The sequence below is a fragment of the Vibrio phycocola genome (assembly GCF_053850235.1).
This window is the reverse complement of record NZ_JBSQDJ010000001.1, coordinates 611,345-634,428: the sequence shown is the minus strand read 5'-3', so window position 1 is coordinate 634,428 and position 23,084 is coordinate 611,345. Positions and strand designations below refer to the sequence as shown.

The window sequence follows — 23,084 nt, the reverse complement described above, 5'->3', positions numbered from 1 at the left end:
TAACCATGCCTTATAAAGCAATAGGCGGGGCGGGCTTGCGCGGCCAAAGCGCAGGTGAAACCGCAATATGTACAGTTGGTCAATCTGGAACTGGACTTACATACCGCGGCTACGACATTACCGACCTAGCAAACAATGCAACATTTGAAGAAGTAGCACATTTGCTCCTTCGTGGTCATTTACCGAATAGCCACGAACTCGACGAGTACTGTAAACACCTTCAAAACTTAAGAGGCTTACCTCAACCACTCATCGATGTACTCGAGCGAATACCTGCCAGTGCGAATCCAATGGATGTATTGCGCACGGGATGTTCTATGCTCGGTAACATCGAAATAGAAGAGTCATTTGATCACCAACTGCATGCTAGTGAAAGGATGTTGGCACTGTTCCCTGCAATCATCTGCTATTGGTATCGCTTTTCTCACTTTGGTATACGTGTCGATACATTTGATCAAACTGAAGAGACTACGGGTGGTTACTTTCTCCGTTTACTCTCCGATGCAACGCCGAGTGAATTGCATCGTAAAGTCATGCATTGCTCACTTGTTCTGTACGCTGAACATGAATTCAATGCCTCGACTTTTGCGGCACGTGTGTGTGCATCCACACTATCCGATATCCACTCGTGCGTCTCTGCTGCGATCGGCACATTGCGCGGTCCCCTTCATGGCGGTGCTAATGAAGCAGCGATGGCCATGATTGAACCTTGGCAAACCCCCGAACAAGCTGAAGCTGAATTACTTGCTCGCTTAGAACGCAAAGAGCTAGTGATGGGCTTTGGTCATGCAATATATCGAGAATCCGACCCGAGGAACGCTTTAATCAAACATTGGTCGAAATTGTTGTCTGACGAGCAAGGAGACTCGGTGCTATACGCCGTTTCAGAGCGGGTTGAGCAGGTAATGAAGCGCGAGAAAGACCTATTTTGCAACGCCGACTTCTTCCATGCATCGGCCTATCACTTTATGGGCATTCCAACCAAATTATTTACCCCGATTTTTGTGATGAGCCGTTTAACTGGGTGGACTTCTCATGTATTTGAACAGCGAGCGAACAATCGAATTATTCGCCCAAGTGCCGATTATACGGGGCCAGATCCACAAGCTTGGTTGCCTATAGAGCAGCGTTAATACATTGAACTAATAATTAGAATCCATAGGAATATATCGATATGAGCCAAAATGTAGAATTTAACCAACGCCCGCAGCCAGACCAGTTGCTAATTGATATCGCGGACTATGTTTGTAATCACGACATAACATCTAATGAAGCATATAACACCGCGAGAAACTGCCTTATTGACACACTAGGTTGCGGCTTGTTGGCATTACGATTTCCAGAGTGCACCAAGCATTTAGGGCCGATTGTACCGGGTACAACGGTATTGAATGGTGCTCGAGTACCGGGTACTTCTCACGAGCTAGATCCGGTGACGGCTGCGTTCAATATCGGCTGTATGATCCGTTGGCTCGACTTTAATGACACCTGGCTTGCAGCGGAATGGGGTCATCCATCGGATAACTTGGGAGGCATCCTTGCAACGGCTGATTACCTAAGTCGGGTCGCTGTTTCTCAAGGTGAGCAACCACTAACCATGCGTGATGTGTTAACCGCGATGATTAAAGCTCATGAAATTCAGGGCGTCCTCGCAATTGAAAATAGTTACAACCGAGTAGGGTTAGATCATGTGCTTTTAGTCAGGGTTGCCTCGACAGCGGTTGTTACTCGAATGCTTGGTGGAACCAAAGATCAAGTGATCGATGCGGTGTCACAAGCTTGGGTTGATGGATGTTCGTTGCGAACCTATCGCCATTCACCCAACGCTGGTTCGCGTAAGTCATGGGCAGCGGGTGATGCGACTTCTCGCGCAGTGCGTCTCGCAATGATTACCATGAAAGGCGAAATGGGAATTCCAACGGTGTTAACTGCGCCCAATTGGGGCTATTACGACGTACTTTTCAAAGGAGAGTCCTTTAAAGTTAACCAAGCGTTCGATAGCTATGTTATGGAAAATGTACTGTTTAAGATTTCATTTCCAGCGGAGTTTCATGCTCAAACTGCGGTCGAATGTGCGGTCACATTGCATCCACAAATAAAAGATCGTCTCGATCAAATTGAACGTATTGAGTTAACGACGCATGAGTCAGCGATTCGAATCATTTCAAAAGAGGGCGATCTCGCAAACCCAGCTGACCGAGATCATTGCTTGCAATATATGGTTGCTGTGCCGTTGATATTTGGTGATCTGGTCGCTGAACACTATGAAGATGCATTCCACAACGAAAATCCAATGATCGACCGACTACGTTCGAAAATGGTGGTACAGGAAGATGCGCGATTCACTCAAGAATATCTAGAGTCTGACAAGCGTTCGATAGCCAATGCTATTCAAGTTTTCTTTACCGATGGTTCAAGCACAGAGAAGGTGACTGTTGAGTATCCGATTGGGCATCGTCGCAGACGCGAAGAGGGAATCCCTGTCTTAGAAGCGAAGTTTGAGCGCAACCTTACAACAAGGTTCCCTTCTGCTCAGGTCGATTCAATTATGGCGCTATCACTTGATCAAACCGAATTAGAACAAATGCCGGTGAACCAATTTATGCAACGCTTGGCGATCAATTAACGGACTATCGGTGACGGATTAGTAATTCGTCACCGCAGTAGGAATCATTATGTCAAAATACGAGAATGAATATCGCCAATCGGTTGTTGATCCTGAAGGCTATTGGTTAAAACAGGCCAAAGAACTGGATTGGTTCACTCAACCTAGTATTGGGTTGTCCCATGATGAAAATGATATTGAACGTTGGTTTACCGATGGTGAACTCAATACCTGTTGGCTAGCATTGGATTTTCATTGTGAAAACGACAGGGGAGAGCAAATAGCACTAATTTATGACTCTCCAGTGACGAATACTAAACGACAATATACCTACTTTCAGTTGCGAGATGAAGTTGCTAAAACGGCTGGGATGTTGGCTGAATTGGGTGTCAATAAAGGCGACCGTGTCGTTATATACATGCCTATGATTCCGCAGGCCGCGATTGCGATGTTAGCCACTGCTCGTCTAGGAGCGATTCACTCAGTCGTATTTGGTGGGTTTGCGTCAAATGAGTTAGCGGTACGGATTGAAGATGCTGAACCAAAAGTTGTCTTAACCGCGTCTTGTGGAGTTGAAGTCAACAATGTGATTGCCTATAAACCTTTGGTCGACCAAGCGGTAACCGAAAGTCGCTGTAAACCCGATGCAGTAGTGATTTGGCAGCGACCTGAGTTATTGGCACCGTTAACTGAAGTTCGCGATAAATCTTGGCAATCATTAATCAACACCGCACAACCTCATGATTGCGTTAGCGTGAATGCGACAGACCCCCTCTATATTCTCTACACATCAGGAACGACAGGAAAACCGAAAGGCGTCGTGCGTGATAACGGTGGCCATGCGGCCTCCATGAAGTATTCAATGAGCGCCATTTATAATGTCAAACCTGGTGAAGTTTTTTGGGCAGCATCGGATGTGGGTTGGGTGGTTGGCCATTCGTATATTGTTTATGCGCCACTAATTCATGGCTGCACTACGATTTTATTTGAGGGTAAGCCAGTGCGAACGCCAGACCCAGGTGCATTTTGGCGAGTGTGCCAAGACTATAAAGTGAGCGTGCTATTCTCCGCGCCAACCGCCTTTCGTGCGATAAAGAAAGAAGATCCTCAAGGAAAATTGGTTAATCAATACGACTTGTCCACATTGAGAACCATCTTTATGGCGGGTGAGCGGTTAGATCCGCCTACCTTAGATTGGGTGCTCGATAAAACCGCTAAACCAGTTGTCGATCACTGGTGGCAAACGGAAACTGGTTGGGCGATTGCGTCGAATCCAATTGGTATTGAAGCAATGGAGATTAAACCAGGCTCGGCAACCAAGCCAACTCCTGGTTATCAAGTATCAATTTTGGATGAAATGGGGCTTAAAGTTGGCCCGAATCAGCAAGGCTTTGTGGCATTAAAACGTCCTTTACCACCGAGTTGTCTTCCAACCGTTTGGCGCAATCACGAGCGTTTTGAATCAGGCTATTTAACGCAATTTCCCGGTTATTATGTGTCGGGTGATGGTGGCTACTTCGACGAGGATGGCTATTTGTTTATTATGGGGCGAATAGACGACGTCATTAACGTTGCTGGTCATCGTCTTTCCACTGGAGAAATGGAAGAAATCGTCGGCGCGCACAATGCAGTCGCTGAATGTGCCGTTGTTGGAGTGCACGATGAGCTGAAGGGCCAATTACCCTTGGGTTTTGTTGTGTTAAAAGACGGTGTGAAAATCGACGATGAAACTCTAGAGAAAGAGTTAGTTAAATCGGTACGTGAGCATATTGGGGGCATTGCTTGTTTTAAACACGCTATTGTCGTTGAACGTTTACCAAAAACCCGTTCAGGGAAAATTCTCCGTCGTATCATTCGTCAAATTGCCGATGGTGAAAGTTATACGGTACCTTCAACAATTGATGATCCAAGTAGTTTGAACGAACTAGAACAGCAACTTCATCAGACCGTGGGCGATTGATGTGTAAATTGAAGAGACAGCAAAAGCGACCACAAATGGTCGCTTTTTGTATTGAGCATACGCTAATAAAATTTTTGATGACGACGTGTTGTATCGATCTCTGGTAATATGTGCGCCCAATATCGCATAGGTAGAGGCTTGAATACCAAACGCCTCAACACCCAAGGTCATTATAATGTTCCAGCTTAATTTAGATATCAGTCATTTTTTAGAAACCTATTGGCAAAAAAAGCCGACGGTGATTAAGCAAGGCTTTAGACACTTTGTTGATCCTATTACTCCTGATGAAATTGCAGGTCTTGCAATGGAAGAAGAAATCGAAAGTCGCCTTGTCTTTCGAGATACCCAGCAGCAGTGGCAAGCTGAGTGTGGCCCGTTTGAAACCTTTGAACGACTTGACGCTGATGGGGCAACATTATTGATTCAGGCTGTCGACAATTGGCATGAAGATGCGCAACAACTAGTCCGTCCCTTCCGTTTTTTGCCAAACTGGCGCATTGATGATTTGATGATCAGTTATTCAACTCCTGAAGGGGGAGTCGGGCCTCATATCGATAACTACGACGTATTTATTATTCAAGGTTTAGGTAAACGACATTGGCGTGTCGGCAAGCAAGAAAAGCTAGATGAATTCGCAGCGCATGGTGCACTTAAACACTGCGAAGCGTTCGAAGCGGTTATTGATGTAGAACTCGAGCCAGGAGATATTTTATATATCCCAAACGGGTGTCCGCATGAGGGTTATGCTATCGAGCCTTCGCTAAATTATAGTGTTGGATTTCGCGCCCCAGACCAAAATGACTTGTTTAGTAGTTTTGCCGATTATCTGATCGATAACAATCCAAAAGCAGAGCGATATACCGATATTGCGATGCACCGGAGAGAGAAATCCGGGCAGATAGAATCCCAAGAGTTAGCTGAGTTACATCGAGTAATGCTCGCAAGTTGTGCAGAACCAGAACAGTTAATACCTTGGCTAGGAAGAATGCTGAGTGATGCTAAACATGATTTAGATCTAGCTCCACCAGACATTCCATACACACATACTGATGTGATTGAAGCGGTAAATAATGGTGCACAGTTTGTTCGTTTAGGCGGGCTACGTGCGATGTATTTTGAACATGACTCTTCGTTGATATTCATCAATGGAAAACAATACGATGTTTCAAAATGTATTAAATTTGCTCAATCGCTATGTGATCAAGATGAAGTATCGAACCAGATGCTTGATTTACTCACCCATTCGAATGACGTAATGAACTTATTTATTAAGTTAGTTAATTCCGGATATTGGTACGAGCATTAGCTTCTTTTTACTCACGTTAGCTTTCTATAGTACGTACGAGTTTAGCATGGTAGGTTATTTATCAAGCCTGCCATTAACCATCTTACTTTACTCTTTTCGGTTACATTTCCTCAGCACTAGCTTGTAACGTTCTTATGGATGAGCGATATCTGTGAGTATTTATACCTGCCTCAATTTAATTATTAAATAATGTGACACAAATCACCTTTTAAAATTGATCGAAATCAACGGAACATATCCATTACCTCTTTGTGGGTATAGTGTTCTGGCAACTCCCTACCTAGACTTACATCATATTCTGTTTGGTCACGAGATTATGGTCGATTTATCTAAACGAAGATTGTTTCAGCCTCGCGCCCGCGTGACGCCTATATCGTCCAGTGCATTGCCATGGCTTAAAGATCCAGCGAGTTTTACTGACCAATGTACTCGATGTGGTGAATGTATTCCGGCGTGTGAAACTAAGATCATTGTGATTAGTGATGGTGGGTTTCCTCATGTCGAGTTCAATATAGATGAATGTACCTTTTGTTACCAGTGTGCAGATGCTTGTCCTGAGCCATTATTTTTAAACCGTGAACATCCAGCGTGGCAAGACAAAGCAATAATCGATGCTAAATGTTTGGCAAAAAACAGAGTGGATTGCCGGTGTTGCAATGAGAGTTGCGAACAGGCGGCAATCTCTTTTCATCATGCTGTAGGTGGTCCTGCTACACCAAGTATATCGACTCAATTATGTAATGGTTGTGGTGCGTGCGTCGCGACTTGTCCCGGCCAAAGTATCACCATTTCTATCCCAGCTGATGTTAAAGGGCAGAGTTAAATATGAGCGAATCCAAAGAGTGTCAAATTGCGAGTTTGGTTCTACTGACCACGCCCGGAATGGCAAATGCGGTAGCGAAAACGTTAGAAGAATTTTCGATTGTCGACGTTGTCGCGGTCGATGAAGTAGGCAAATTAATTATTTTATTAGAAACGGAAGACGAAGAGTTACTCCATAAAACGATGGATCAATTACGTATGGTTGAGAATGTACTCAGCGTTGCGTTGGTGTATCACCAGATAGACCGTGGGGAAACCGATAATGAGCAACCTAGCGCTAGCCCAAAAGCAGCACTAGCGAAGCCATATTGAGCGAGGAAGTTCGATGAAAACAACAAGACGAGAATTTATTAAGGCGAATGCCGTAGCATCAGCTGCCGCTATTGCAGGTATCACGTTACCTGCGGGAGCATCGAATTTAATTGCCAGTAGTGATGAAACGGCGATTAAATGGGATAAAGCAGCGTGCCGTTTTTGCGGTACAGGTTGTTCGGTATTAGTTGGGACACAAAATGGCAAGATAGTTGCCACTCAAGGAGATCCTGAAGCGCCGGTAAACAAAGGGCTAAACTGCATCAAAGGGTACTTTTTATCTAAGATAATGTATGGAAAAGACCGTATTGAGCAGCCGCTTCTTCGCATGACCAATGGGAAGTTCGACAAACATGGCGAACTTCAACCAGTATCTTGGGATACGGCATTCGACGTCATGGCCGAAAAATGGAAAGCTTCCTTAAAAGCAAAAGGCCCAACATCGGTGGGAATGTTCGGTTCGGGCCAATGGACGGTAATGGAAGGATATGCTGCTGTTAAGTTAATGAAAGCAGGATTTCGTTCAAACAATATCGATCCAAACGCACGCCACTGTATGGCATCTGCGGTTGGTGCATTTATGCGTACCTTCGGTATCGATGAGCCTATGGGCTGTTACGACGACTTAGAAGCAGCCGATGTGTTTGTTCTTTGGGGATCAAACATGGCAGAAATGCACCCAGTGCTTTGGACTCGATTAACTGACCGTCGTTTAAGTCATCCTCATGTAAAAGTGAACGTACTATCGACTTATGAGCATCGTTGTTTTGAATTAGCGGATCACGGTTATATTTTCAATCCTCAAAGTGATTTGGCTATCGCTAACTATATTGCTAACTACATTATTACTAATGATGCGGTTAACTGGGATTTTGTTAATAAACATACTCATTTTAAGCAAACAGCAACCGATATTGGTTATGGGTTACGCGACGAGCATCCATTACAGCAACAGGCTGAAAATGCGAACTCGGGTAAAATGACGTCGATAGACTTTGAACAATATAAAGCGTCAGTAGCGCCTTACACCGCAGAAAAAGCGTCAGAAATTTCTGGTGTTTCAGTCGAAAAGCTTGAAATATTGGCGAAGCAATACGCAGATCCAAACCTAAAAGTGATGTCATTGTGGACCATGGGGATGAACCAGCACACTCGTGGTGTATGGATGAACAGTTTGGTTTATAACATCCACCTGCTTACTGGCAAAATTGCAACACCAGGAAATAGCCCGTTCTCATTGACTGGGCAGCCTTCAGCATGTGGGACTGCGCGCGAAGTTGGGACATTCTCACACCGCTTACCAGCTGATATGGTGGTGGCAAATCCTAAGCACCGTGAATTTGCTGAAAAAGTGTGGAAACTACCAGCAGGTACAATTCCACCAAAACCTGGCTTTCATGCTGTACTACAAGACCGTAAGTTAAATGACGGAGTGTTGAATTGTTATTGGGTTCAATGTAATAACAATATGCAAGCTGGTCCTAACATTAACGGTGAGCGCTTACCGGGCTATCGTAACCCAGAAAACTTTATTGTTGTTTCTGACCCTTATCCAACGGCAACAACCATGGCGGCGGACTTAGTTTTACCAACGGCTATGTGGGTAGAAAAAGAGGGCGCATACGGAAATGCAGAACGCAGAACTCAAGCTTGGTATCAACAAGTTGAGCCAGTAGGCGAGGCTAAATCTGACTTCTGGCAAGTGATTGAATTCTCGAAACGTTTCGCAGTTGAAGATGTTTGGTCAGAAGAGCTTATCGCGAAGATGCCAGAATATCGTGGTAAGTCGCTATACGACATCCTGTTTGCCAATGGCCAAGTAGACAAATATCCATTATCCGAAGTTCAGGAGCTAAATGATGATGCTCGTCACTTTGGTTTCTACGTTCAGAAAGGACTATTTGAAGAGTACGCGACATTTGGGCGTGGACACGGTCATGATTTAGCGCCATACGATGTCTATCATCAAGTGCGCGGGTTACGTTGGCCTGTTGTGAATGGAAAAGAAACCTTACGTCGATTCAAAGAAGGCTCGGACCCTTATGCGAAACCAGGATCCGGTTGGGATTTCTACGGCAAACCAGATGGGAAAGCGTTCATCATTTCTGCACCGTACGAAGCACCACCAGAAGTGCCAAATGAAGAGTTTGATATGTGGCTATGTACCGGCCGTGTACTTGAGCACTGGCACACTGGAACAATGACTCGCCGTGTTCCTGAGCTCTATAAAGCGTATCCAGATGCGTTATGTTTTATTCACCCTGAGGATGCGAAAGCCAAAGGTTTACGCCGTGGTGATGAAGTTAAAATTGAGAACAAACGTGGTGAAATTCGAGTTCGAATCGAAACGCGTGGACGTAATAAGCCACCAAAAGGTTTAATTTTTATTCCGTTTTTCGACGCGAGAATTTTGGTGAACAAGTTGATTCTAGACGCGACAGATCCGCTATCGAAGCAAACGGATTATAAAAAGTGTCCCGTTAAAATCACCAAAATCAGTTAATTTTCTAGGAGAACGATTATGAAGCCACTATTTATCGTATGTTGTGCCCTAGTCAGTTTACTGGGCGCATCACTGACTGTTAGTCATGCTGAAACCACGACTATGGATGATGAGTTCGTCATCAGTAGCGAAACGGCAGGGACGGACATTGTTTCATCACTAAGAGGCCATACTGCACTCGAAGCTACTCGAGCAGCAGATGACATGAAAAAATACCCTAGAGAACAAGTGCTGGAGAGTGAGTTTGTATTTCAACCACCTTTAGTACCGCACTCGATTCGTAACTATGAAATATCGTTAAATGCAAATAAGTGTTTAGCGTGTCATAGCTGGAAAAATGCAGATGAAATGAACGCAACCAAGATTAGTGTTACGCACTTTGTAAATCGCGAAGATGCTGTACTATCGGATGTGTCTCCACGTCGCTATTTCTGTACTCAGTGTCACGTACCACAAGCAGAAGCCAAACCATTGGTGGAAAATACTTTTGAACGCGTAGATTCTTTGCGTTAAGGGGCTGAAATGAAACTAATAAAAACGTTTTGGCGACGCTTAACCCGACCAAGTGCAGCAGCTGTGGGTGTTGTTTTGTTAATGGGTTTTGTGGGCGGTTTACTGTTCTGGGGGGCGTTTAATACTGGAATGGAAGTGACTAACTCAGAAGAGTTTTGTTCTGGCTGTCATGCGCCGATTGTTGCAGAAATTCAGGATACGATTCACTATTCTAACCGCTCCGGAGTTAGAGCCATTTGTTCTAATTGCCATGTTCCTCATGATTGGTCAGATAAGATCGTGCGTAAGGTTCAGGCGTCAAAAGAGCTTGTTGCGCATATGATGGGAACGATTGATACCACAGAGAAATTTGAAGCGAGGCGAGCCCACTTGGCAGAACGAGAGTGGGCGAGGATGAAGGGTAACGACTCCTTAGAGTGTCGGAACTGTCATGAATTCGACTTTATGGACTTTTCTGAGCAAAGCAAAACAGCATCGTATCAACATTCGACTGCGCTGGCATCAGGAGAGAAGACCTGTGTTGACTGTCATAAAGGTATCGCACATAAACTGCCTGATATGAAAGACATTGAAGGTTGGCAATAGGAGTTTACTATGAGTGCATTAGAATCATTTGTCTGGCACCTACTTGGATACAGCGCTATGCCTGTGATCATTTTATCGGGCTTCTTAATTGTAGCGATGATCTGCGTTTGGTTACTATCAATTACCAAAGACAGTGAATAATAAAATCGACAACTCACTGGTATAGAACTTAAATTTGATACTACCGATAAAGCGACCAGCAATGGTCGCTTTTTTAGTTTCGAGAAAGGTGAATATATTGCTCCGAAAACGTGCGTTACGAGTTTAATTAATAAAAAAAGTATGAGATGTTATGCGATATAAATTGACGAGTTGCATAAGAGATATATCACCGATGAAAAAGTTTTTTATTATTGCAGGGATCGTATTTACCATACTGCTGGCTGTTGCAACGGTAGCTGTTGGCCTGTTGGTCCATAAAGGTAGCGCGCTCGATGAAGAAAGCCAAAAATATGTAAATACCGTTACACCAGAAGTGTTGTCGAGTCTGGATAAAGAAACCTTGTTTCTATTTGCCGATCGAGAGTTAATCAATTCAGCGACATCTGATGAGTTCGATAAGTTGTTCCGTAAATTCAGAGAGCTTGGCACGCTACGTAGTTTTAATCCAAGCATTGGCGAAGCTAATATAAATTTTAATGACTCAAATATGACAATCACTGGTAGTTATGTGATGAAAGCAGAATTTGAAAATGGCGAAGCGATGATTAAAGTGACCGTGATAAAACGTGGTGACGAATGGAAAGTAATCGGATTCTATATCGACTCACCTATATATCTGAATTGACGTCGTTCTGAATTAAATACCGGGCGCTCAAAATCGATAGTGGTATCACGAACTGCGCTAAGCAATTGTGTTAAAAGTGAAAAAAATACGGCTATGCTGAATCATCAGCCGAATAACTTAGGAACGAATATGAACTTGGATAAAGCCAGAAAACGCATCGCAAAGCAGGTGAAAAAAGGCATTAAAGGGTACCCTCAAATTGCTATTTCTTACTTTGGGGATAATTTAGATACTGCAACGGAAGTACTTGTGCAATTTACACTTGAAGAAGGCTCTGAAGCTCAAGAGCAGCGGTTTTCTAGTGAAACCGATGCGCGTGAGAATGAGGTAATTCAATCAGCTTTGGTTAAAATAATTGATCGCGCAGATGCGAAGTCAGTGATTGAAATTGAAGGTGTTGCCTTAAAATCATAATGTCCGAAACTCAACCTATTGTGTGATTTGAGAGGGAAGGTTCTTTAATAGTAAAATGAACTTTCCATTTTCCAGATTAAGTACGGTAGTCTTTTACGCCAATTTTTAAAAAGTTAGCGAGCAATTGAGCATCGTCTAGTAATTGTTGTTCATTGTTGTGATTCAATACGTTGATTCTGCGCCCATGCTTTGTAAGTAAGTTCAGCTCATAACACTGATAACTAAGTGCGTGCTTGGCTTCAATTGTTTTGTTGTTAATGTGCAAAGACATGATATTAGCAAGCTTTACATCACGATCTCTTCGGTTATGGAAGATTCCTAACTCTTTATCAAAGCGGGCTAAACGCAAGAAAGGACGAATAAGCGATATGCCAAAAGTCGCAATTGCAACCCCAAACCCTCCTAGAAAAATAACCAGATCATATTTATTTGAAACAACGAGTAAATATCCAGCAAGTCCCATCAAGAAAGCTCCAACGACTATATAGACAATGCAAAAAAGCATAGAGCTAATGGTTGGCTTTAAAGAGGCGACATTGCCGTTGACTACAATGACATGAGAAAGAAACTTTGGACCGTTTTTTAGTAGCGGACGACTTAAATCAATAGATAGATAATTGGTTTTCATCACATGTACCTTATTTGTGTGAGTTAGTTACATTAGAGCATGTAAAATTATGACGGTCAGAGTTCAATCGCAAAACGTACAATTAGAATATTCTTTGAGACTAGTGTTATTAAGTATAGTACGTTTAATGGCCACATGATTACGTCATTAAAATATACCGATATAACTAATTGAAAGTGAGTTATCTTGAGGAAGTGTGTAAAAAAATAGGCTGCCGAAATAGTGTTCGGCAGCCTAATTAACTAAAATATTTTAGCTCTATTTCTCGTAAGTCTTAATTTCACCAGATTTGATACGAGCAATGAAAGAATGTAATTCTTTTTTAACTACTGGCATCAAGAAGTAAAGTCCGATGATGTTAAAGATAGACATAGCGAAGATGGCTGCATCAGAGAAGTCAATTACCGCACCAAATTTAATGGTCGCGCCAACAACAACAAAGAAACAGAACATCAGTTTAAATACCAATTCAGTTGTTTTGCCTTCACCGAACAGATAAGTCCAAGATTTCAAGCCGTAGTATGACCAAGAAATCATTGTTGAAAATGCAAATAGCACAACCGCTAACGCTAATAGATATTTAAAGATACCCGCAGTTTCAGTGAATGATGCTGCAGTTAGGGTAACACCAGTTAAACCTGAACCATCAAATGGAGCAACGTTTAGACCAGCGATAGTGATAACTAGAGCTGTCATTGTACAAATCACAACAGTATCAATGAATGGTTCAAGTAGTGATACTAGACCTTCAGTAATTGGCTCTTTTGTTTTAACTGCAGAGTGAGCAATTGCTGCTGAACCAACACCAGCTTCGTTAGAGAAGGTTGCACGTTTCAAACCTTGAATCAATGCACCGATAATACCACCAGCAACACCTGCACCCGTGAAAGCACCTTCGAAGATAGCGCTAAATGCTGCACCCACTTGACCAATATTAGAAATAATAACGATCAGTGACATACCAACATATAAAACGGCCATCCAAGGAACAACACGCTCAGTTACCGAAGCAATTGAAGGCATACCGCCAACAATTACAGAGAATACCAATGAAGCTAAAACGATACCGGTAATGATTCCGTATTCGCTTGGAACATCAAACGCGTACGTTAACATTGCGTGAGCTTGGTTTGCTTGGAACATATTACCGCCGCCCAATGAACCCAAGATACACATTAATGCAAATCCAATCGCCAGAGCTTTACCTAAGCCACCTAATCCTTTCTCAGCTAAGCCTTGGCTAAGGTAATACATTGGACCACCAGAAATAGCGCCCGAAGGTAATACCGTTCTGTATTTAACACCTAATGTACACTCACAGAATTTTGATGCCATTCCCAATAGACCACACATGATCATCCAGAAAGTTGCACCCGGACCACCAATGGCCAATGCCGCACCAACACCTGCAATATTACCAAGACCAACAGTACCCGAAAGCGCCGTTGTTAATGCTTGGAAGTGAGATACTTCACCATGATCTTTTGAATTAGGATCGGTGTATTTACCTTTGATGATATTGATTGCAAGTCCAATACGTTTAAATTGAATAAATCCAAAATAAATCGTGAAGATAAGAGCTGCGATTAGCAACCAACCAACAATTAGAGGAAAACTAGCTTCACCAACAGGAACACTCTTAAAGATTAAGCCTACAAACCAACCTGTATAGTCGTTAAAAAAGCCATCAACAGAGTTACTAATGCCTTCAACAAATTGCTTAAAGCCACCTGTTTCTTCTGCCAACGCATTCGTACTAAAAAATGCGAGAAGGAGAAGCATAAAGTTTCGGAGTTTCATCATATGTATGTCCTTATATACTGTTCCGTTATCGAGTTACATTGTGGATAAAATATATTACTCGATAGTTTTAATTAATTCTTTTTTTAATAAAGGTAAATATTAATAGTTAACTTAAGCAAGTAACGTATTTCGCTGAAATAATCGTCAATTTTAACGTAAATCTCTGACTCTTGAATGAAATAAAAGTGAATTTCACGGTGTAATCGAAGTTTATCAGCTTAATTAACTTGCTAGTGAAAGTAGATTACCCTTAGTGTTACGCAGTTGTAAAGTTCTAATTAAAGGTAGATGTCTCATTATTGATTATTGCCCATTAATTAACTAAAAAGTATATAGCGTAGAAAACGGAAGGGCTTTAATCTTCTGATGTAAGTTAATATTTAACAATTTGATTTTATTGAAATTAAATTTAAAATAAGTGTGTAGGTGAATATTGAAAATAAAAACTGCTAAGTAAAATTTCTAATCTCGAATGATCTCGGAATTCTTTTATTAATGAATGCTAATTTAATGAAAAATAACAGCTCATATTTTTCCATTTGCCACAATATATAGTTAATGCATGAGTAGATAGATTTACCAATAATTAAGGAGGTTCCTAATATTTAAACTGGGATGCGTAGAAGAAGCTTGCACTATAATTGGTAAACATCGCACCAACTTGATGCGCATAAATGTAGAAGAGTTTAATAGTTATATTCTAAGTACATTTGCTTAACACTGCAGTTGAATATTCTCGGACGAATTTTCAGCGAACAAGTGTTACTCTTAAATAACAATATCCTAAGAACTACTATGGGTTAAAAATAAATAAAACCCTTATGTAGGAGAGGGTTAGATAATCATTTGTTTATAAATTATACGTATTAATCATCGGCAGGAAAGTAGCTGAAATAATACAACTAGAATAGTATGATGCCATCAAATGATCAGATGGAGCGACTATGATTGTCTTAATAAGACATGGCCAAACAGAATGGAACAAGTTGAAAAAGTTTCAAGGTTGGCATAATTCTAACTTAACAGACTTAGGCAAAACTCAAGCATTAACTGTCGCCAAAAAGCTGAGGCATATTGTCGGTGGATCTAAAGTCACGCTAGTTTCCAGTCCGTTAGGAAGAGCGATGGAAACCGCCCAAATTATTTCATATGAACTGGGATTAGAGCAGGATAAAATCCCAACAACCCCTTTATTAAGGGAATGTTCTTTTGGAGAGTGGACAGGAATGACACCCGAAGAAATTGAAAGGAAATACCAAGAAGAATGGCAAAGGCGAAGCAAGGATAAGTGGAACTATGTGATTTCTGGTGGGGAAAGTTATTCTATGGTCGCTCAACGAGCCGATAGATGGCTAAATTCAATAGTTAATGATGATGACACCATTACGATGGTGGTGAGTCATGAGGTCATTGGCAAAATGATTCGCGGAACATACCTAAAGCTAGATGCAGAGCAAAGCATCAGAAAAAGCCAAAATAATAATGAAATCGTTGTGTTGGAAAATGGAAAAGAGCACAAGATTAGCGTTTAAGCAAAATTGGTTTAATGTCTAACATCAAGATATCAAAATAGATCACACCTAAAACTTGGCCTCTTTAATATGGCTGAATGCCCAAACTCAGCCATCGACTTTATTGCGAACTTTACACCTTGCCTTATCTAAAGTTCGTTTCAATTAGTACCAGTCAAGATGATCTACCTACGGAACCTATGTGTCTAACTACTTCCGAGCGTATTTACAACCAATCATTTCACTACGCCTGATTAATATGAAACTTATTTTTCCTAGCAGAATAACACCTTAGCCCTTACAATCTCATTACATAAAAATAACATAGATACACTTACTCAAAACCTCGACTCACACCCTACATGTGTTGTCGTCCTGATCCAAAGGCCCAATACCAATGAATTCAGAAAAACACCTATTAAATTGGCAAAATAGCCAAACCATAGCTGAAACGATTACCCCAATGATTCGCCAACTTTATCGTCAAAAAGGCGTTGAAGTTGTCTTATTTGGTAAGACGCAGGTCAACGCCTATGTCATTGATATCATCAAATCACACCGTCTTGGTCGGCACTACACTGGTACGCCGCTTTCTCTTGAACAGACATCTCCAATTGTTAAAGCACTCACTGAGATGGACGATCTTTCGTCGTGCAAAGTCGATGTCGGTCAGCTGGCTCTTCAATATTGGCGAGACCACCAGGACGAAGCGGGTATTGCCGATTTTCTACAATCGGTTTTACGTGATGCACTTAATGGTGAAACGGTTGTTGAGCCTCAAGACGTCGTTTTATATGGTTTCGGACGAATTGGACGACTTCTTACGCGTTTACTTATTGAAAAATCAGGCCCTGGGTATCCACTTCGCCTAAAAGCAATTGTGGTGCGTGGTGGTAAAGATGGAGACTTGGAAAAGCGCGCTAGTTTGTTACGCCGAGATTCTGTTCACGGTCAGTTTAATGGCAGCATCATCGTTGACCAAGAAAATAAAGCGATCATTGTTAATGGTAATTATATTCAGATTATTTACGCTAATAAGCCGCAAGACGTCAATTATGCTCAATATGGTATCAATAACGCGCTGGTCGTCGATAATACGGGTGTATGGCGTGACACAGAAGGTTTGAGCCAACATGTCGCTTGTGAGGGCGCAGAAAAAGTGCTGCTAACGGCACCAGGAAAAGGCGATATAAAAAATGTCGTATTTGGTGTCAACGAAAGTGTTATTCACCCAGACGATACGATTATTTCTGCTGCAAGTTGTACAACAAATGCAATTACACCGGTGCTTAAGGTTGTTAATGATAAATACGGTGTAACGTCGGGTCACATTGAGACAATTCACTCATTTACAAATGATCAAAATCTAATCGATAATTTTCACTCTGGTGACCGACGTGGTCGCAGTGCTTCGCTTAATATGGTTCTTACCTCAACGGGGGCGGCAACGGCAGTAGCAAAAGCATTGCCTGTTCTTGAAGGTAAGTTAACGGGTAACTCTATCCGTGTTCCAACTCCTAATGTATCCATGGCAGTTGCGAATCTAAATCTTGAAAAGGCCACCGATAAAGCAGAATTAAATGCTTACCTTCGTGAAATGGCACTAAATTCGCCTTTATCGGCACAAATTGACTACACAGATTCAACTGAGGTTGTTTCAAGCGACCTCGTGGGGTCTCGTTATGCCGGTGTGGTCGATGGTGTTGCAACGATAGCTCAAGATAATCGATGTGTTCTCTATATCTGGTATGACAATGAATTTGGCTATAGCTGTCAGGTAGTTCAGTGTATGGAGCAAATGATGGACGTGCGTTACAAAACGTATCCTGTGAACTAGTTATCTCGAACTATCTCAATTGTTCCTTATTCTTAATACCCATAGCTGAATCCTTGGTTATGGGTATTATCAAGCCTAAATGAGAACAATTGTTTCTAGAACGCGCATATTCAGTTTATAGTAAACTATTGAATATACGGTTACATACATTTGGGTGCCGGAAACGTCACACAAACAAGGTCAGACGATGACAAAATTAATTTTTGTAAGGCATGCGCAATCAGACTCATCGGTAAAAGATGATTTAACAAGACCTTTAACAGAGTCTGGAATAGCGGCTGCCAAAAAAATTCCAGAATTATTCATAGATACTCACATAGATCACTTCTACTGCAGTCCATATATTCGCTCGATGAATACTATTCAATACTTAGCTGACCAATGTAGTAAACATATAATTACTTGCTCCGATTTAAGAGAACGAAAAATAGGGACGTGGGTTGACGATTTTGATGAATACGCACAAAAGCAATGGCATGATTTTGATTATAAGGTTGAGAATGGCGAATCGTTAAATGAAGTGCAGCGACGGAATATCAATCAAGTAAATAAGATCTTGGAGTGCAATCAGAATAAAAATATCGTTATTGGAACACACGGTACCGCATTGTGCACCATTCTGAATCACTACGATGCTGACTATAACTTTGAGTATTTTCAGTCTATTGTTAAGAAAATGCCGTTATTTATTGAGTTAGAATTCGATGGCTTGTCACTTATTTCAATAAGAGAATGCCACAAACAGATCGTTTGGTAAGTATTTTATAAAAGCTACATTACTAGGCTTTAACCAGTAGATTGAATTATGATATTCAAATAGCGATAAACTTTACGGGATTGAGTGGCATTTTATCTATATCTACATACACTTTAATAACACCCTCAATAAGTTAAAGTATGAATACGTATATGATACGCCATGCAACCGCAGATGATTTATCTAGTCTCCATAAGCTGATGTTTGAACTACACAACGAACATCATCAAGCTGAGCCCGATCATTTCAAATCCGCAAATCAAGTCATGGCGGAAAAAGACATTAAACAATATATAGATGCGCCCGATGCCTTTGTCTTTGTTTCCGTTTTTGAGCAAGGTGTTGTGGGTTTTGCTACCGGGCACTTTGGTGAATTTGAGTCTTCAATTAGTCAACCTGTAATGATGGGCAGTATTGATGAACTCTACGTGTATCCAGAGTCACGAAATCATGGGATTGGTTCTGATTTATTAACACGCTGCGCGCAAGAATTTGAAGACTACGGGGTAAAACAAGTAATGGTTGAAGTGTGGGACTTTAACCAAGTCGCGATAAAATTGTACCGCTCACTTGGTTATCAAGCGCATATTCACTGTTTGAGGAAGATATTGGACTAAAGCAATTGTTGATAACTCTAATCCGTATTTCTTTCTCTGCCCGTTAAAGCGTGGTTAGTAAATGAGTATGAGATATTAAATATTGGTTAAAGCGAACTTTTCAATGGCGTGTGCAACACCATCTTCTATATTTGAAAGAGTCACATAATCCGCCAATGCTTTGGTTTCATCGGTGCCGTTGGCCATTGCTACGCCAAGACCGGCGAATTGAAGCATATGATGATCGTTTCCCGCATCACCCATACATATTACCTCTTCAGAAGTTACACCAAGATGATTGGCAATCATTTCAATGCCAACGCCTTTATTGCATTGAGGATTTAGAAACTCTAAAAACCACGGTGCACTTTGAACAACCATAAATTCATCATAAAGTTCTTGCGGTACTTGTTTGATAGCGGCATCTAATTGGTCTTTTTCATCGATCAGCATGACTTTGGTGATAAGATGATCGTCTTCGAGCGTTTCGAAATCTACAACGTTAATGTCACATCCGACAAGCTCAGCTTCGAGTTCGGTGTAGCGACTAATCTTCGGTGTAATTAGCCCCAACACTTGGCTGTGAGCATGAACATTCACACCTAGCTGTTTACCTAGGCGAGCCACTTTCTTTGCCGCTTTGCCATCAATAATCTTCTCGCTTATGATTTCACCATTACCTACTTTTTCAACTACTGCACCATTGAAGTGACAGACATAGTCATCATCGTCGCGAATGTTAAGTTCGTCTAGAAATGCTTGCATACCAATACGAGGACGTCCGGACGCTAATACGATTTTAATACCTTGAGCTTTAGCTAATGCGATAACTTCTTTATTGCGAGGAGAAATTTTGTGTTGATTATTGAGCAAAGTCCCGTCTAAATCTAACGCGATGATCTTGTACATAATTGACCTGTGATGGAAGTATTTATACTGAAAGTAAAACAAGCACATAGGCTAGTACTAATGCTCATCAATTACCAGCGTTTAATGGGCATTATATAGCTGCATTGTGTCACTTAAATGAAGCTATATTTGAAATGATCAGTCTCCGGAATAACCGATTTCATGATACGCATCTTCGAGGTTCATATCGGTTTTATCTGGGAATTCAGACTTGATCTGCAGAAGGGGTTTCATCGAATACAACATATATTCAAAGTCGAGCGATATCGCTTCTTTAAATAAAGGATAAGCTATTTCGGGATGTCCAAGGTTGCGATAAACATCGGCTAAACTGTGTAACGTCCAAGCACTAGGCCCAGCAACGTTTAAGTAATTCACTAATGGCTCTAAAGCTTCATCCCATCTGCCTAGTTCTAGCGCACATTTTCCCAGTGTGGCTTGTATTAGATCATAGCGAGCTTCTTTCGCAGCTAACTTGGCATGATGGTAACATTGTTCCCATTGACCATTATAATGGTAGATTCCGGCGAAGGAATTTTGAATTAAATATGAAGGGTGATCTTTGTAAGGCGCCAGTGCAAGTAATGCATCTTCAGAGCTATATTCGGTTAATGGAACATATAGTTTGTCATAGATTATATAACCATCGAGATGTGCAAAGTCAGTCATATTGAGCCTAAAGTTGGGTCTCAAATTATCGATGGTTTTCTCCATTATTTCATAACTTCCACCCCATCTTGGCGTACGTGATCGGAGTACACGCCCTGCTAGAGTGAGATTATCTTTTTTGTACTTTAGTGCTTGCTGAAACGTAGCCTCGATAAATTGTTTACTCTCTTCTCCAGAGTAGTTCATAGCGATACCGATTAACTCTTGATAAGCGATAAGTAAACTGGGATCTTTTTCCAAGGCTAAGTTCAAATATTGATTTGAAATGTTGTACATGTCATTCATTTGTTTTAGATCACTCGCACTGACTGAACTTATCCATTTATTACCACGAGCTTGACTAGCGAGATCGGCGTAGTAAATACCTAAGTTAAGCAGCCGATACGCTGAGTTTGATCCCGAAGCTTCTAATAATGAAATCGTTTCCTTTAACCAATCTTCCTTTAAATCTCGTTTGTAGTAAGTTTGATAAAAGGCAGTTTTAAATAAGTGCGAGTCTATTTTACCTTCGATGAACTGTTCATTTGCTTGGTTTTGAAGTTGTTCTAATTGTATAAAGTCGTGATTCTTATACAAAGTGCGATACAAACCTATCTCGACGGATGCGTATAAATGCATAGACGAGAACACACACATGAACGTGATTAAGGAAACCATTCTTTTCATAAATCTACTTACCATCCATTTTGAATTCTAACGCGCTGAGTTAATGCCGTTCGACTCATAGTAATTCAATACAACATTTCTTATGCAACAATAGATCAATTGAATGTAAATAACGTTAAAATAATTGTGTTAGCTTAGATACTGGCTTTTTTAAATATTAATGCGTTCAGAAGGTATTGGCGTTATGTCAATTAAAGCGGTTTATTTTGATTTAGATAATACTTTAGTACATCGCGCTAAAAGCATTGAGAAGTTTTCGCTCGCGTTTATTAAGCGTTATGGTTGCCAACTTGAGACAACGGATGTATCCCAGATATCGTCTTTAATAAAGGTGACTGATAATGGCGGGTATTTACCAACTGAACTACCCAAAGATTGGCATAAAGAGGCGAAGTTGCCGAGGATATCAGACCTTATCGGAATTGAACTTGCAGCAAGCTTGAATTGGATCATACAACCTACTGCCGAGGAACTAACTCAGTTTTGGCAATTGACCTTTCCACAATGCGCTGTAGAAATGCCTGGTGCTAAAGAACTTTTACTGCACCTTGATGAAAAAGGTTATTTTATTGGAATCATTTCAAATGGTGCGCAAGCATCAAGAGCAGGGCATTTAGCAGCGACTTCATTTGCTCCTCTAGTTCAACAAATGGTCAGTTCCGAGGCGTTTGGTTTAAAGAAACCGCACCGCGATATTTTCATTCAAACGATATCAAAGCAAGGTTTTAGACCTCAAGAATGTGTTTTCATCGGTGATCATCCAGTTAATGATTATCAAGGAGCGTTGTCAGCAGGGATGAACGCAATTTTGTTGCTTGGTTTTCATACCATCACAGATCATTCTGAATATCCATATAGCATTCAACACTTATCAGAAGCCGTTGACCTAGTCGCTACGTTTTAAAAATATTGAACTTAATTTATATAGAGAGAGAATGAATATGAAGTATACGGGAAGTTGTCACTGTGGCGCGGTAACGTTTAGGTTTGATGGTGATGAATTAACTAAAGGGCTGCGTTGCAATTGTTCAATATGCATAAAAAAGGATCACTATGGAAGAATTAACTGGCGGCAGAGTAGGGCAAGTATTTTTTTCCGATGATATGGTGATTCGCCCTAGTGGAAGTTGGTCTCAGACGGTTCATGCTTTACTTGATTATTTAAGGTCTCATAATTTTAATGCGGCTCCTATTTCGTTTGGTTTCGATGAACGTAAAAATGAAATCCTCTCGTTTGTCACTGGGGAAGTTTGCAACTATCCATTAAATGATGCGTTTTCCTCTGATGAAGCGTTACAAAGTGCTGCGAGGTTACTTCGTCAGTATCATGATGTAACTGTGGGTTTTGTCGAAACAACGCGTGATGAGCATTTTAATTGGATGCTACCGGCAAGAGAGCCCCAAGAAGTGATTTGCCATGGTGATTTTGCTCCCTACAATGTGGCAATCAAGGACAAAAGAGTCGTGGGGGTCTTCGATTTTGATACCGCACACCCCGCACCGAGAATTTGGGACATTGCTTATGCGATATATTCCTGGGCCCCATTTAAAACCAATCCCGACGATAGACTTGGAGATATTGTTCAACAGTCCAATCGTGCGAAACAGTTTTGCGATGCATACGGTTTATCGGGCGTCGCACGCGTGCAACTTGTGGATACGATGGTCACCCGAATAGAAACACTTACTAACTTTATGCAAACTGAAGCTAACAACGGAAATGAGACGTTTATCGCTAATCTTAAAGATGGCCATCATTTATCGTATCACGCCGACATGGAATATATAGAACGACATAGACACATTATTACGGATCGCGTGACCGCTCCAAGTATCTCCAGTCACGCCACTTTAAGCCCAAGTGCATCTGACTCCAAGTAAACTAGCACAATCTAACTCAG

General features: G+C 41.4%; 24 protein-coding genes. 19 read left to right on the top strand and 5 right to left on the bottom strand.

The features are described from left to right. Nucleotides 1–5: 5 nt before the first annotated feature. The 3 genes from prpC to ACWU4D_RS02920 are packed head-to-tail and all read left to right on the top strand — an operon-like array spanning nt 6 to nt 4,565. A complete protein-coding gene (gene prpC, locus ACWU4D_RS02930) occupies nt 6–1,133 on the top strand; it encodes a bifunctional 2-methylcitrate synthase/citrate synthase (RefSeq protein ID WP_456049877.1) in 1,128 nt (375 codons plus the stop codon). A 41-nt stretch (nt 1,134–1,174) separates the two neighbouring features. Then, nucleotides 1,175–2,626, top strand: a complete 1,452-nt coding sequence (locus tag ACWU4D_RS02925; protein WP_456049876.1) for a bifunctional 2-methylcitrate dehydratase/aconitate hydratase — start codon at nt 1,175–1,177, stop codon at nt 2,624–2,626. A 49-nt stretch (nt 2,627–2,675) separates the two neighbouring features. Next, nucleotides 2,676–4,565 (top strand): propionyl-CoA synthetase, encoded by a 1,890-nt coding sequence (locus ACWU4D_RS02920; protein ID WP_456049875.1) that lies wholly within the window; start codon nt 2,676–2,678, stop codon nt 4,563–4,565. Here the strand turns inward: ACWU4D_RS02920 and ACWU4D_RS02915 are convergent. Beyond that, nucleotides 4,530–4,736: a hypothetical protein gene (locus tag ACWU4D_RS02915; RefSeq protein ID WP_456049874.1), complete on the bottom strand. Its 207-nt coding sequence runs from the start codon at nt 4,734–4,736 to the stop codon at nt 4,530–4,532. The genes ACWU4D_RS02920 and ACWU4D_RS02915 overlap by 36 nt on opposite strands. A 4-nt stretch (nt 4,737–4,740) precedes the next feature. Here ACWU4D_RS02915 and ACWU4D_RS02910 point away from each other — a divergent pair, with 4 nt between their 5' ends. From ACWU4D_RS02910 to ACWU4D_RS02870, 9 genes are all read left to right on the top strand, one after another. After that, nucleotides 4,741–5,871: a ribosomal protein uL16 3-hydroxylase gene (locus ACWU4D_RS02910; protein WP_456049873.1), complete on the top strand. Its 1,131-nt coding sequence runs from the start codon at nt 4,741–4,743 to the stop codon at nt 5,869–5,871. 316 nt (nt 5,872–6,187) lie between these two features. Further along, a complete protein-coding gene (napF, locus tag ACWU4D_RS02905) occupies nt 6,188–6,694 on the top strand; it encodes a ferredoxin-type protein NapF (RefSeq protein WP_456049872.1) in 507 nt (168 codons plus the stop codon). 2 nt (nt 6,695–6,696) lie between these two features. Further along, a complete protein-coding gene (locus tag ACWU4D_RS02900; RefSeq protein ID WP_456049871.1) occupies nt 6,697–7,005 on the top strand; it encodes a chaperone NapD in 309 nt (102 codons plus the stop codon). A 13-nt stretch (nt 7,006–7,018) separates the two neighbouring features. After that, nucleotides 7,019–9,508, top strand: coding sequence for a periplasmic nitrate reductase subunit alpha (gene napA / locus ACWU4D_RS02895; protein WP_456049870.1), 2,490 nt, complete (start codon nt 7,019–7,021; stop codon nt 9,506–9,508). Nucleotides 9,509–9,610: 102 nt separating this feature from the next. Next, nucleotides 9,611–10,021, top strand: a complete 411-nt coding sequence (locus ACWU4D_RS02890; RefSeq protein WP_456049979.1) for a nitrate reductase cytochrome c-type subunit — start codon at nt 9,611–9,613, stop codon at nt 10,019–10,021. Between the two features lie 9 nt (nt 10,022–10,030). Beyond that, entirely contained in the window at nt 10,031–10,606 is a 576-nt protein-coding gene (locus ACWU4D_RS02885) for a NapC/NirT family cytochrome c (protein WP_456049869.1), read from the top strand. A 9-nt stretch (nt 10,607–10,615) separates the two neighbouring features. Continuing rightward, nucleotides 10,616–10,747, top strand: coding sequence for a TIGR02808 family protein (locus tag ACWU4D_RS02880; RefSeq protein WP_456049868.1), 132 nt, complete (start codon nt 10,616–10,618; stop codon nt 10,745–10,747). Nucleotides 10,748–10,940: 193 nt separating this feature from the next. Then, nucleotides 10,941–11,393 (top strand): hypothetical protein, encoded by a 453-nt coding sequence (locus tag ACWU4D_RS02875; protein ID WP_456049867.1) that lies wholly within the window; start codon nt 10,941–10,943, stop codon nt 11,391–11,393. 129 nt (nt 11,394–11,522) lie between these two features. After that, entirely contained in the window at nt 11,523–11,807 is a 285-nt protein-coding gene (locus tag ACWU4D_RS02870) for a hypothetical protein (protein ID WP_456049866.1), read from the top strand. 76 nt (nt 11,808–11,883) lie between these two features. Here the strand turns inward: ACWU4D_RS02870 and ACWU4D_RS02865 are convergent, their stop codons facing one another. Beyond that, complete coding sequence (locus ACWU4D_RS02865) at nt 11,884–12,435, bottom strand: hypothetical protein (protein WP_456049865.1); 552 nt, start codon at nt 12,433–12,435, stop codon at nt 11,884–11,886. 258 nt (nt 12,436–12,693) lie between these two features. Beyond that, the gene (locus ACWU4D_RS02860) at nt 12,694–14,235 is read right to left on the bottom strand and encodes an alanine/glycine:cation symporter family protein (RefSeq protein ID WP_456049978.1); all 1,542 of its coding nucleotides are present in this window, start codon (nt 14,233–14,235) and stop codon (nt 12,694–12,696) included. Between the two features lie 947 nt (nt 14,236–15,182). On the opposite strand from ACWU4D_RS02860, the gene ACWU4D_RS02855 reads away from it, so the two are divergent. From ACWU4D_RS02855 to ACWU4D_RS02840, 4 genes are all read left to right on the top strand, one after another. Next, the gene (locus ACWU4D_RS02855) at nt 15,183–15,770 is read left to right on the top strand and encodes a histidine phosphatase family protein (protein ID WP_456049864.1); all 588 of its coding nucleotides are present in this window, start codon (nt 15,183–15,185) and stop codon (nt 15,768–15,770) included. A 376-nt stretch (nt 15,771–16,146) separates the two neighbouring features. Next, nucleotides 16,147–17,586 carry a glyceraldehyde-3-phosphate dehydrogenase gene (locus tag ACWU4D_RS02850; RefSeq protein ID WP_456049863.1) on the top strand — a complete coding sequence of 480 codons (1,440 nt, stop codon included), beginning with the start codon at nt 16,147–16,149 and terminating at the stop codon, nt 17,584–17,586. A gap of 187 nt (nt 17,587–17,773) precedes the next feature. After that, nucleotides 17,774–18,343 carry a histidine phosphatase family protein gene (locus ACWU4D_RS02845; protein ID WP_456049862.1) on the top strand — a complete coding sequence of 190 codons (570 nt, stop codon included), beginning with the start codon at nt 17,774–17,776 and terminating at the stop codon, nt 18,341–18,343. Nucleotides 18,344–18,483: 140 nt separating this feature from the next. Further along, nucleotides 18,484–18,960: an N-acetyltransferase family protein gene (locus tag ACWU4D_RS02840; protein ID WP_456049861.1), complete on the top strand. Its 477-nt coding sequence runs from the start codon at nt 18,484–18,486 to the stop codon at nt 18,958–18,960. A 75-nt stretch (nt 18,961–19,035) separates the two neighbouring features. On the opposite strand, the gene ACWU4D_RS02835 is transcribed toward ACWU4D_RS02840, so the two are convergent. Further along, nucleotides 19,036–19,848, bottom strand: coding sequence for a Cof-type HAD-IIB family hydrolase (locus tag ACWU4D_RS02835; RefSeq protein WP_456049860.1), 813 nt, complete (start codon nt 19,846–19,848; stop codon nt 19,036–19,038). 138 nt (nt 19,849–19,986) lie between these two features. Beyond that, nucleotides 19,987–21,183, bottom strand: a complete 1,197-nt coding sequence (locus ACWU4D_RS02830; RefSeq protein ID WP_456049859.1) for a tetratricopeptide repeat protein — start codon at nt 21,181–21,183, stop codon at nt 19,987–19,989. Between the two features lie 184 nt (nt 21,184–21,367). Between ACWU4D_RS02830 and ACWU4D_RS02825 the strand changes: the two genes are divergently transcribed. Genes ACWU4D_RS02825 through ACWU4D_RS02815 form a run of 3 tightly spaced genes read left to right on the top strand, consistent with a single transcriptional unit; the run spans nt 21,368 to nt 23,064 of the window. Then, complete coding sequence (locus tag ACWU4D_RS02825) at nt 21,368–22,087, top strand: HAD family hydrolase (protein ID WP_456049858.1); 720 nt, start codon at nt 21,368–21,370, stop codon at nt 22,085–22,087. Nucleotides 22,088–22,118: 31 nt separating this feature from the next. Further along, complete coding sequence (locus tag ACWU4D_RS02820; RefSeq protein WP_456049857.1) at nt 22,119–22,286, top strand: GFA family protein; 168 nt, start codon at nt 22,119–22,121, stop codon at nt 22,284–22,286. Continuing rightward, nucleotides 22,237–23,064 (top strand): aminoglycoside phosphotransferase family protein, encoded by an 828-nt coding sequence (locus ACWU4D_RS02815; RefSeq protein ID WP_456049856.1) that lies wholly within the window; start codon nt 22,237–22,239, stop codon nt 23,062–23,064. Before ACWU4D_RS02820 ends, ACWU4D_RS02815 begins: the two co-directional genes overlap by 50 nt. The last annotated feature ends 20 nt before the right edge of the window (nt 23,065–23,084 follow it).